At 44.0% G+C, this 11,634-nt stretch carries 12 protein-coding genes; 5 read left to right on the top strand and 7 right to left on the bottom strand.

The window, feature by feature from the left end; all coding sequences use genetic code 11:
• A partial coding sequence (locus D5I41_RS15310; RefSeq protein WP_162892845.1) for a cadherin repeat domain-containing protein occupies positions 1–1,283 on the top strand: 1,283 nt, incomplete at its 5' end.
• A gap of 65 nt (positions 1,284–1,348) precedes the next feature.
• On the opposite strand, the gene D5I41_RS15305 is transcribed toward D5I41_RS15310, so the two are convergent.
• A complete protein-coding gene (locus tag D5I41_RS15305; protein WP_119010524.1) occupies positions 1,349–2,536 on the bottom strand; it encodes a class I SAM-dependent methyltransferase in 1,188 nt (395 codons plus the stop codon).
• Positions 2,537–2,664: 128 nt separating this feature from the next.
• On the opposite strand from D5I41_RS15305, the gene yccX reads away from it, so the two are divergent.
• Entirely contained in the window at positions 2,665–2,937 is a 273-nt protein-coding gene (gene yccX, locus D5I41_RS15300) for an acylphosphatase (protein ID WP_119010523.1), read from the top strand.
• On the opposite strand, the gene D5I41_RS15295 is transcribed toward yccX, so the two are convergent.
• From D5I41_RS15295 to D5I41_RS15270, 6 genes are all read right to left on the bottom strand, one after another.
• Positions 2,932–3,261 (bottom strand): TusE/DsrC/DsvC family sulfur relay protein, encoded by a 330-nt coding sequence (locus D5I41_RS15295; protein ID WP_119010522.1) that lies wholly within the window; start codon positions 3,259–3,261, stop codon positions 2,932–2,934. The genes yccX and D5I41_RS15295 overlap by 6 nt on opposite strands.
• A gap of 97 nt (positions 3,262–3,358) precedes the next feature.
• A complete protein-coding gene (locus D5I41_RS15290) occupies positions 3,359–4,021 on the bottom strand; it encodes a Bax inhibitor-1 family protein (RefSeq protein ID WP_119010521.1) in 663 nt (220 codons plus the stop codon).
• Between the two features lie 208 nt (positions 4,022–4,229).
• Positions 4,230–4,979: an amino acid ABC transporter ATP-binding protein gene (locus tag D5I41_RS15285; protein WP_119010520.1), complete on the bottom strand. Its 750-nt coding sequence runs from the start codon at positions 4,977–4,979 to the stop codon at positions 4,230–4,232.
• 16 nt (positions 4,980–4,995) lie between these two features.
• Positions 4,996–6,093, bottom strand: coding sequence for an amino acid ABC transporter permease (locus D5I41_RS15280; protein ID WP_119010519.1), 1,098 nt, complete (start codon positions 6,091–6,093; stop codon positions 4,996–4,998).
• A 1-nt stretch (position 6,094) separates the two neighbouring features.
• Positions 6,095–7,297, bottom strand: a complete 1,203-nt coding sequence (locus D5I41_RS15275) for an amino acid ABC transporter permease (RefSeq protein ID WP_119010518.1) — start codon at positions 7,295–7,297, stop codon at positions 6,095–6,097.
• Between the two features lie 71 nt (positions 7,298–7,368).
• On the bottom strand, positions 7,369–8,397 hold the full coding sequence (locus tag D5I41_RS15270) for an amino acid ABC transporter substrate-binding protein (protein WP_119010517.1): 1,029 nt from the start codon (positions 8,395–8,397) through the stop codon (positions 7,369–7,371).
• A 446-nt stretch (positions 8,398–8,843) separates the two neighbouring features.
• Between D5I41_RS15270 and D5I41_RS15265 the strand changes: the two genes are divergently transcribed.
• From D5I41_RS15265 to D5I41_RS15255, 3 genes are all read left to right on the top strand, one after another.
• Positions 8,844–9,788, top strand: a complete 945-nt coding sequence (locus D5I41_RS15265; RefSeq protein ID WP_119010516.1) for a precorrin-2 dehydrogenase/sirohydrochlorin ferrochelatase family protein — start codon at positions 8,844–8,846, stop codon at positions 9,786–9,788.
• A 48-nt stretch (positions 9,789–9,836) separates the two neighbouring features.
• Positions 9,837–10,271: a thioredoxin TrxC gene (gene trxC / locus D5I41_RS15260; protein WP_119010515.1), complete on the top strand. Its 435-nt coding sequence runs from the start codon at positions 9,837–9,839 to the stop codon at positions 10,269–10,271.
• A gap of 164 nt (positions 10,272–10,435) precedes the next feature.
• A complete protein-coding gene (locus D5I41_RS15255; RefSeq protein ID WP_119010514.1) occupies positions 10,436–11,593 on the top strand; it encodes an MFS transporter in 1,158 nt (385 codons plus the stop codon).
• Positions 11,594–11,634: the final 41 nt, after the last annotated feature.

The following is an 11,634-nucleotide window of genomic DNA, read 5'->3' as shown; positions in this document are numbered from 1 at the left end:
CCGATGTAGGCGACTTTGATCTGTCGGTGAAAGTAGTGGATGGCAACGGCGGTGAAGATACCGCAGTTGTGAACGTTTCCCTAACGAATGTGAACGATGCGCCTGAGTTTATCTCTGGTGATGATCAACCTGGTGATGAGCCTAATGACGATAGTTACTTATTTGTAGCACTGAGTAGAGGGTCTAGCGCTGGTGATACGATAGGCGCTGTAATAGCCGAAGATGCTGATGGCGATGTATTAACCTATAGCTTCGAAGAGCCTAATGAGCTGTTTAATATAGATTCTGAAACTGGGAAGATAACTCTTAAGCAAGGGCTTGAAGAGGATGTTGATTGCACTCACAAATTTAATGTTTTGGTCACGGATCCTGATGGGCTTAGTGATATATCTGAAGTGACAGTCAGCTTTATTGGTGGAGAAGATAACGATGCTGCGTGGGGCCTTACTCCGAAGAAACTCAATGAGGTGACAGAAGGTAATTTTGGTAGCTCTATCAATGTCAAATTGTTAGAAGGCGGTAACGTTACCATTCGAGCTGGAGCATCGTTAGTTTTCTCTTTTGCTATTGCTAATATGGCTGCTGGTCTCACTCTAGATGATTACGATGTCTTAATTAACACTACTGACGGGTTTAACTCAACCTTTATTGAAAGGGAAGATGGAACGATTGACGTCATCATTACTAACGTGACCGATACAGATAAGACGGTAGCTAAAGGTGCATCAGATGATGATATTGTCTCAATGGAGATTTATGGTACACCTGATAGTGAAATAGAGGGAGATGAGACATTCACTATTGACTTGGTTGATGTCAATATTGGTCAACCTAAACCGTCACAAGATCAAATTGACGTTAAAATTCTAGATGGAGAACCGGTTGCAAACGCAAGCTTAGCTGCTGTTGAGGAAGAGAATCCTATACTAGCTAGTCTTGGTGAAGACATCTTAGTCGGAACCTCTGACTTCGATATATTTACCTGGAATGACGGTCAACTTGATGACGGGACTGACGTAGTACAAAACTTCACTGTCGGAGAGGACAGTATTAATCTGAATAACATTCTGGATGATACTGGAAGCAATAACCTAGATGAGTTGCTCGCTTCAATTGAGGTGTTCGTAGTTGGTGAGGATATTACATTGGACATCGCGCATGAGTCTGGTACACAAACCATTGTCATAGAAGATAGTCGAGAGCAGTTTGGCGATTTGATCTCGGATACTGGCAATTTCAATGCCGATGATATCTTAGCCCAGATAGTCGTAGTACCCGATTAATCACTATAGTGTTGCAGATAGAATAAAGGCTTGCGTATGCAAGCCTTTATTGTTTTCACGTTAAGTTAAATTACCTTAGCAGCAAACCCTTTCAGATACAGTCCTTCGGGATAGGCAGTATCAAAAAGATGGTCACTTGCCTGAGTAAAGGATTCAACAAACTTCACTTCACGTCCTGCATCAAGCGCGGCATCTGCAATGATTTTCTGAAACAAACCGGACTCCATCAAACCTGAGCACGAGTAAGTGAGTAGCGTACCTCCTGGTTTGAGGATCTGAATGGCTAGCATGTTTAGGTCTTTATAACCGCGAGCGCCACTAGTGAGGTTGTTTTTAGAGCTCACCATCTTAGGTGGGTCCATAATTACCACATCAAACTGTGTACCTTGATCGCGATATTCACGCAGGATTTTAAATACGTCAGCATTAAGGAAGACCGCTTTTTTAACGTCAAAGCCATTAATTTCTGCATTCTTCTTTGCAATATCAAGAGCAGGCTGTGACACGTCAACATTGATGACTCGCTCAGCGCCAGCTTTCAAAGCATACAAGCCAAAACCACCAGTGTAAGAGAAACAGTTGAGAACCTGTTTACCTTTCACATACTTCATTGAATGTTGACGGCTGTCACGCTGATCAAGATAAAAGCCGGTCTTGTGACCCGTCTTAATATCCACTTGAATCTTAACGCCGTTCTCTTCAATCACTACAGGCTCTGTTGGGTCTGTGCCATGTAAAAGGCCTGTACTCTCTTCTAAGCCTTCTTTTTTGCGTACGGCAACATCAGAGCGTTCGTAAACGGAACAACTTGGAAAGCAGTGTACAAGAGCATCTACAATGTTCTGTTTAAGTTTTTCAGCACCGGCACTTAAAAATTGGCACACCATGTAATCTTGGTAGCGGTCAATGGTGACACCTGGCATAGAATCAGATTCTGCAGCAATTAGGCGATAACCCGTAAGTCCGCCCTCAGCAATGCATTCATCACGCAACATTTGCGCTTGCTCGATGCGCTTGATGAAAAATTGAGTGTCGATCTCTTGCTTAGCGAAACTCCATACACGAGCGCGAATTTGAGAGTGAGGCGAGTAGGCTGCTTTTGCTAGCCATTGTCCATTGTGTGCAAACACATCCACAGTATCGCCAAGTTGAGGATCACCTGAAACCGTTTCTATACCTCTAGAAAAGATCCACGGATGGCGACGGCGAACAGATTTATCTCTGCCTTTGGCAAGTTTTATAGATGCACTCATAGGGAATGTAGTTCTCGAAGGAAATTTTGTGACATTGTCGTGTAAGCATCCGCTAAAAGCAAATCAGAAGGGCTTATACTCTTAGATATTCTTATAGTTGAATCTATTTTGGACAATCAGGAGGCGATATGGTGTCGATCTGTAGAAAGTTCTTAGTGTCGGGAAGGGTACAAATGGTGGGGTTTCGCTATCACACAGCTCATGAAGGGTTAAAGCTGGGTTTGACCGGTTATGCGAAAAATCTCAATGATGGCAATGTAGAAGTAATGGCTTGTGGTTCTGAGTCGGGCATAGACCAGTTAGGTGACTGGCTTAAACAAGGACCAAGAACGGCTTCTGTAGAAAGCTGTATTCCATCAGAAGCCGAATTTAGGCACTATTCAGGCTTTAATATCCTATAAGCACTTGGCCGGTTTTGGCAGTCCTGCCAATTTGGTCGCTTGCTTTGCGGGACCTTTTTTGAACAGCTTGAAAAGATATTTGCTGTTGCCTTTTTCTGGACCGTGCGCTTTTTCCATCGCCTTGACCAGCATTCGAACTGGAGGTGAGGTATTGAACTCTATATAAAAGTTTCGTACAAAATGCACCACCTCCAGGTGAGCCTCTGTCAGTTCAATGCCTTCCTCTTCGGCTAAGATAGCGATCATGCCTTCTTCCCAATCCTTAAAGTTGAGTAGGTAGCCTTGCGCGTCGGTTTCTATGCTTTTGCCGTTAAATTCAAACATAGTCTGTTCCTAATTTGGATTCCATACATTGAATTATCATTAAAAAACAAAAAGCCCGCAACTAGTGCGGGCTTAACAACTCAGAGATTAATCAAAATTAATCGTTGTTCATGATGCCTAGAATGCTTAGTAGGCTGATGAATAGGTTGTAGATTGATACGTACAGGCTTACTGTCGCTGAGATGTAGTTAGTCTCACCGCCGCGAACAATCTGCTGTGTTGTTAGCAAGATTACGCCAGTAGAGAACATCACGAACATGCCGCTCATTGCTAGGTGAATCATTGGCATTTGTAGGAAGATGTTGGCAACCATGCCAACCAATAGCACAACGAAACCAGCCATTAATACGCCACCTAAGAAAGAAAGGTCACGTTTTGTGGTTAGAGCGTATGCTGATGCACCCATGAATGCTAGTGCTGTACCGCCAAGCGCAGTCACAATGGTGTCACCCATGCCAGCGCCGATGTATGCATTCAGGATAGGGCCTGTGGTGTAACCCAAAAAGCCTGTGAATAGGAATGTGAACACTAGACCCATGCTGTTGTTACGGTTCTTTTCAGTAAGGAAAAGTAGGCCGTAAAAGCCAACTAGCATAATGATCAGACCTGGACGAGGTAGGTTCATTGCCATAGAGAAGCCCGCAACGATAGCAGACCAAAGTAGTGTTAGTGATAACAAGAAGTAGGTGTTACGCAAAACCTTGTTGGTTTGCAGCACACTTTCTTGCGTGCGAGTGCGTGATACCATTGGACTGTTCATAGAGTTCCTCAAAGACCTTTTAAATAATTAGTATAGATATGTGGCGAAAAGTTCCATATTTCAAGTATGACATTCGCCTAAGCCAACTTGATATTAAGCAAATAGTGTTACCGAGTGAACCGCAAAGTGTAACAAATGGTAACGGCTATAATTAAAGCAAAGTAAAAAGGGCAGCTTAGCTGACCTCTATTCTACGTGAAAATTGCCGTTAGTGGTGCAGTATTTGCGACAAGAAGTTTTGTGTACGGTCCGATTGTGGGTTTTCGAAGAAGTCCACAGGGTTGTTTTCTTCAATGATTTCTCCGGCATCCATGAAGATAACCCGATCTGCCACCTCTTTTGCAAAGCCCATTTCGTGCGTTACACATAGCATTGTCATACCTTCATCGGCAAGCTCAACCATTACATCCAATACTTCACGTACCATCTCAGGGTCAAGCGCAGACGTTGGCTCATCAAATAGCATTACCTGAGGGTTCATACAAAGAGAGCGAGCGATAGCGACACGTTGCTGCTGACCACCGGAAAGCTGGCCCGGGTATTTGTCTGCTTGCTCAGGGATCTTGACTCGCTCTAGGTACTTCATTGCTATCTTTTCAGCTTCACCTTTAGGCAATTTTTTAACCCAAATTGGAGCCAGAGTGCAGTTTTCCAAAACAGTAAGGTGAGGGAATAGGTTAAAGTGCTGAAAACACATCCCTACCTCTTTACGAACCGCTTCAATGTTTTTTAAGTCCTCGGTGAGTTCAGTACCGGACACAAAGATGTTCCCTTGCTGATGCTCTTCTAGGCGGTTAATACAGCGAATCATTGTTGATTTACCGGAACCTGATGGTCCACAGATAACAATTTTTTCGCCCTTCTTAACCTCTAGGTTAATGTTCTTTAGTACGTGAAACTCACCGTACCACTTGTTCATGTCCTTCAACTGGATCATGTAATCTTGTTGTTGCGTCATAATACGTCCTTGATAATTATCGTTTGTGACCGGTGTGCAGTTTGTTTTCTAGCCATATCGAGTATCTCGACATGCCAAAACAAAATACCCAGAACACTAACGCGACAAATACATAACTTTCGATAGCGAAACCAAGCCACTCAGGGTCGGTATTCGCAGACTGACCAATGCCAAGTACATCAAACATACCAATAATCAGCACCAGACTTGTGTCTTTAAACAAACCAATGAAGGTATTCACAATCGAAGGAATGGTAATCTTAAGCGCTTGTGGAAGAATGATTAAACGCATTTTCTTCCAATATGTGAGCCCTAACGCATCCGCTGCTTCATATTGTCCCTTTGGAATCGCTTGAAGACCACCACGAATCACCTCTGCCATATAAGCAGCACTAAACATCACCACACCAATCAAGGCTCTAATCAGTTTGTCTGTCTCCATTCCCTCAGAAAGGAACAAAGGTAGCATTACTGAAGCCATAAATAGAACGGTGATTAGCGGTACACCACGCCATACTTCGATGTAGACGGTACACATACTACGTATGATTGGCATCTCGGAGCGTCGACCCAGTGCTAAAACCACACCAATAGGTAATGAAACGACGATACCAACCAGAGCGATAATCAGTGTAACTAACAAGCCGCCCCATTTGTGCGTTTCTACTACCTCTAATCCGAAAATACCACCGTACAGCAAAGCTGCAATGATAAATGGATAGACGTTCACGAAGAACAACCAAATCCAGGTTCTCTTCGGTGTCTTTTCATAGATTAACGCAGCAACAAATAGTGCTAATGTTGCGTAAAATAGGCGAGGGCGCCACAGTTCAGCTTCAGGGTAGAAGCCGTACATGAATTGCTCCCAACGGACACTAATAAACACCCAACATGCCCCCGCACTGGTGCAGTCATCACGTGTAGTGCCGACCCAATCTGCGTTGACAAATGCCCAGCTCACAACGTTGCTGATAAGGACAAAGGCAAGGTAGCCCAATATCACAGATACGATGGAGTTTAATGGTGAACTAAATAAGTTCTTACGTAACCAACCTACAACTCCTACAGAACTAGAGGGTGGCGGAAGATCAGGTTGAAATTGATGTATGCTCATATTATCTCTCCACCAGCGCAACTTTCTTGTTGTAGATATTCATGACTAGAGAGGTCAGTAGACTTAATGTCAGGTAGACACCCATTGTCATTGCGATGATTTCGATTGCCTGACCCGTCTGGTTCAGTGTTGTTCCAGCAAATACTGACACAAGATCTGGGTAGCCAATAGCCATGGCTAAAGAAGAGTTTTTAGTTAAGTTGAGGTATTGGCTAGTCAGTGGTGGAATGATGATACGCAATGCTTGCGGAATGACGACTAAACGTAGCGTACGACTGCGAGGTAAACCCAATGACATTGCTGCTTCGGTTTGACCATGGCTAACTGCGTTAATACCTGAACGCACGATTTCGGCAATAAACGAGGCCGTATAAATACTCAGTGCCAAAGTAAGGGCGGCTAACTCAGGAATGATACTGATACCACCCTTAAAGTTAAAACCTTTAAGTTCAGGGTATTCAGTACTGATTGGCATTCCCGCAATGAAATAGGCAATCAAAGGTAGAACGATAATTAGTGCAACAGAAATACGACCAACAGGGGTTTGTTGACCGGTTAGTTTTTGTTTGTTTTTAGCCCAAATGCTGACAAAGATTGACGCGATAATCGCTATGACCAGTGCTGCGATAACGATACCACTGCCTTCATTGAAAACAGGTCCGGGCATAAACAAGCCGCGAACGTTTAAGAAGACCGCTTCTCCAAGGCTCAAGCTTTGTCTTGGTGATGGGAGCGCCTGCAATACTGCGAAATACCAGAAGAAAATTTGCAGTAACAAAGGAATATTACGGAATATCTCGATATATACAGCAGCTAAGCGACTGACTAGCCAGTTACTCGATAGGCGAGCAACACCCATGATAAAGCCGAGTATTGTAGCGAAAAAGATCCCCAATACTGCCACTAAGGCGGTGTTAAGTAGGCCAACAATGAAGGTTCTGCCGTAGCTATAAGTTTCATCGTATTCGACTAGGTGAAGCCCAATACCAAAACCGGCTTCTTTTGATAAGAAATCGAAACCTGTCGCGATGCCACGTGCATCGAGGTTACTCAGTGCATTATTGACGATACTGTAAAAGAACCAAACCAGGCCTAATACAGCAATAACCTGAAAGGCGATGGCTCGGAAAGTGGGGTTATAGAGGAGGTTGGAACTTTTTGATGCCGAACTCGAGGCGGCGGGGTTTACTTTCGGTGGCGTCATACAACTAACCTTTAATTAAATCCATTTAAACAAAAGGGCGGTGAGGCCGCCCTTTGGTTACTACTTCAGGATTAACGCATTGGTGGCGCGTACATAAAGCCACCCGCATTCCATAGTGCGTTAACACCACGGCTAATCTGTAGCGGAGAGCCAGTACCAACAGTACGTTCGAAGCTTTCGCCGTAGTTACCTACTTGCTTAATCACTTGGTAACCCCAGTCATCTTTAATGCCTAGTGCAGTACCTTTAGGACCGTCAACACCAAGGATACGCTTAACATTTGGATCTGAAGACTTCAGCATTTCATCCGCATTTTTAGATGAGATACCGTACTCTTCAGCGTTGATCATTGCTGAAAGCGTCCACTTAGCTACGTTAAACCACTTGTCGTCGCCTTGGCGAACAACTGGGCCTAGCGGCTCTTTAGAGATGATTTCTGGTAATACGACGGCAGAAGAAGGATCTTTAAGGTTTAGACGAAGCGCGTATAGGCCAGATTGGTCAGTAGTCAGCACGTCACAGCGTCCTGCATCGAAACCTGCAGAAGTCTGCGCAGCTGTATCAAATACTACTGGCTTGTATTCCATGCCGCTTGCACGGAAGTAATCGGCAAGGTTTAGCTCAGTAGTTGTACCTGACTGTACACATACCGCTGCGCCATCAAGTTCTGTCGCGCTAGAAACACCTAGGTCTTTCTTAACCATAAAACCTTGACCATCGTAGTAGTTAACACCTACGAAGTTTAGACCTAGTGCCGTATCACGGTGCTGAGTCCAAGTCGTGTTACGAGACAGTACATCGATCTCACCAGACTGAAGCGCCGTAAAACGCTCTTTCGCTGTAAGAGGTACGTATTTAACCTTAGTTTTGTCGCCTAGAACCGCTGCAGCAAGCGCTTGACAGTACTCAACATCAATACCTTCCCACTCACCTTTTGAGTTAGGGTTCGAAAAGCCTGGAAGGCCAGTGCTCACACCACAGGTGAGAGAGCCTGCAGCTAATACTTTGTCTAGCGTGCTATCTGCTGCTGATGCAGACGTCGCTACGACAGCTGCCGATGCAGCTACTACTGAAGCTAGAATTGTGAGTTTATTCGCCATCTATTCGTATCCTTTCTTTTAAAATCCATGGGTGATGAGGCATCACCTAGTACGACTTTGCATTTCTGCATTAAACGTGAATTCGTTTGTACGATTCACTAAATTGGGGCATATTTTTCATACCCGTATACAAAGTAGTTGAGGTTGCTAAGTATCTCAATTAATTACAAATTGTGATTTACTCTTAACTAACCACTTTAGAATGACTAAATGTTGTCAGTTTGTAAATAGTGCAACATTGTGTAACTTTGGGGAATCGGAGAAAATTTCCAATATAAATAGCCCGAGCAGTGTAATGTGTGGAGTATTAATATATTTAAGGTGATAAATTCCACCAGGGCAAATATTACAGAGTATTTCAATGTCACACTTAGCGGTGTAATTTTTAGTGTGCACCAAAATGGTGACTTGGGTTTAATTTGGGCAATTAACATTTAAGGAACATAATGCGATATTTTCCTCTGTTTTATGATCTCTATCACAAACCAGTTTTGGTTGTAGGTGGGGGGGAAGTAGCAAGCAGAAAAGTAGAGAGCCTGCTCAAGGCTGGCGCTTTTGTCTCGGTAGTTTCACCTACATTAGAGCCATTTTTACTTTCTTTGTATGAAGAAGATAAGCTCAGTTGGATAAAAGGCTTTTACCAACAAGAACTCATCGAAGAATTCGTGCAAATTTGGGCAACAACAGATAACCCAGATCTCAACCACAGAGTGCATGCCGATGCGAAAAGAGCAGGGATCATGGTCAATGTGGTTGATGATACGGAGTATTGTGATTTCATTACGCCTTCCATGATAAATCGTGGACGCATTCAGGTTGCGTTTTCAAGTGGCGGTAGTTCGCCTGTCCTTATTCGCAACCTAAGGCGTACCTTTGAGGCGGTTCTTCCACAAAATTTAGGTCTACTGGCTGACTTTGCAGCGTCTAAACGTGCCGATATCAAAGAGAGATTGCCAGATGTGACTCGCAGACGATTATTTTGGGAGTACTTTTTCGAGGCAACTGAGGTTAAATCTTCACAGTCGAAATCACAGTTGCAAGCCTGTTATGAGGTTACGCTGGACAGCAAACAGTTTGAGCCAAGTTACTGTGTCAATTGGATTGAGACAGGCAGTGATTTTGAAATGCTTACTCTCAAGGCCTTACGCCTGATGCAATCGGCAGAGATGGTGCTCTATCATCATGAATTAGATTCCGTATTTGCTGATAGTTGCCGACGAGATGCGGAGCGTATTTCATGGAGTGAGGTGCCTGAGCTTAAAAAACGACTAGAAGAGCAACAGGAACTGCGCCGTTCTGTGGTGGTATTACTCCCTGAGGTCAACAAGGGACTGCTGTCAGAGCTTTCCTTATGTTACGGGCGTATACAAGTTTTGGGATACGCGAGATAACAGCGAAAGCCTTCGAACAATCAATCTATTAATAAAAATGAGGAAGTTATGTCATCATTTAAAACCCGCTGTCCTTCGTGTGGCGGTCTAAATCGAATCCCTAATGAACGTGTCTCAGAAGGCGCTAAATGTGGGAAATGCAAACAGGCTCTACTTGATGGGGCTCCTATCGAAGGAACAAGCGACAACTTTGCAGCCTTGCTTGAAGGTGATACACCTATCGTCGTAGATTTTTGGGCACCTTGGTGTAATCCGTGTGTGGGGTTTGCGCCAGTGTTTTCTGATGTGGCAAAAGAGCGCGAAGGTCAGGTTCGCTGTGTCAAAATTGATACCGAGGCGCAGCAACAGTTGGGCGCACAATTTCAAATCAGAAGCATTCCAACGGTCATGGTGTTTAAGAATGGCCAACGCGTAGATATGCTCAGTGGCGCCTTACCGAAATCTCAGTTTGATCAGTGGCTAAATCAAGCACTTACCAAGTAATTCACAGCGTCCGTAACATTAAATTACGGACGCTTTCCTTGTGATATTGTCATAAAAATCTTTTATCGAATCCTTAAAAATTCATTGTTTTACTTAGCCCTAAATTAATCCCATATTCGCGCCTTAATTCCTTCCAAATCATTAATTAAATTAGGCGCAAGACATTGGAAAAAGCACTTCTTCCTGAAGGTGTATCTCGTATCACCGTACCCGTTATCGCATTGACTTTTTACGCTGTGGCTTCGGGCTATTTAATGAGCTTGATCCCTCTAATGTTGGGTCAGTTTAATATTCCAACACACTATGCGAGTTGGCTTGCGAGTGCTTTTTATGCAGGCTTATTATTCGGTGCCGTCATTGTTGAACGTATTATTCATCAGGTAGGGCATCGACGCGCTTTCATTGGGTGTTTGGTGGCATTTGCCCTAACGGTTGTGGTCTTACCAGTGTTTGCCAATGGTTTTGTATGGTTAGCTGCACGTTTTGCTGCAGGTATTGCCGTTGCGGGTATTTTCGTCATTGTTGAGTCTTGGCTAATGTCTGGTGATGAAGAGTCTCGAATGAAGAGATTAAGCCTATACATGCTTTCGCTATATGGCGGTTCTGCGTTTGGACAACTGGGTATTGGCGTTTTTGGAATCAATGGCGTTATGCCATTTGTTGTGATTGTCTCACCCATCGTTGCGGCGGTTTTAGTCTTAAAGTTTGTTGCCTGCACACAGCCTAATAGCCAAGAGTCGGCAGCACTTTCCTTTAAGCAAATATCAAGGCTTAACCACGCAGCCATTATCGGTTGTATTGTATCGGGCCTTACGCTGGGTGCCATATATGGACTTATGCCGGTAGAATTAGCGAACCGTAAAATTGAGCATACTGATATAGGCAGTTTGATGGCGTTGGTGATCTTGGGGGGAATGTTGGTTCAGCCTTTGGTCAACAAGCTTAACAAATTCATGAGCCGAGTCATGCTAATGGCGCTGCTGTGTATGCTAGGTATGTTTGCTATAGGCTTAACGTTTGTTTCGTCTTCGGTGGCTCTGCTTTCGGGGGCACTGTTTCTGCTAGGAATGGCAACCTTTGGTATTTACCCGGTGGCAATAAACCTTGGATGCGAAAAGCTCGATGAGCGCTTTATTGTCTCAGCAACACAAGTGATGCTGTTTAGCTATAGCATTGGCTCCGTTGCAGGTCCTGTCGTAGCAGATAGGTTTCTTTTTCAAGTACACGGATTGCTTGGCTATTTGTTCGCAGCTTTGTTAGCAACGTGCATCTATATGTTAGTGGCAGCAAGTAAAACAAAACAGCAAATGGTGGCAGGGTAGAAATACAAAAAACGAGGGCAATGGCCCTCGTTAGTATTTTT

It is taken from the genome of Vibrio superstes, assembly GCF_003569005.1.
Taxonomy (GTDB): domain Bacteria; phylum Pseudomonadota; class Gammaproteobacteria; order Enterobacterales; family Vibrionaceae; genus Vibrio; species Vibrio superstes.
The sequence above is the reverse complement of the archived record's forward strand: the minus strand, read 5'-3'. Positions and strand labels throughout refer to the sequence as shown.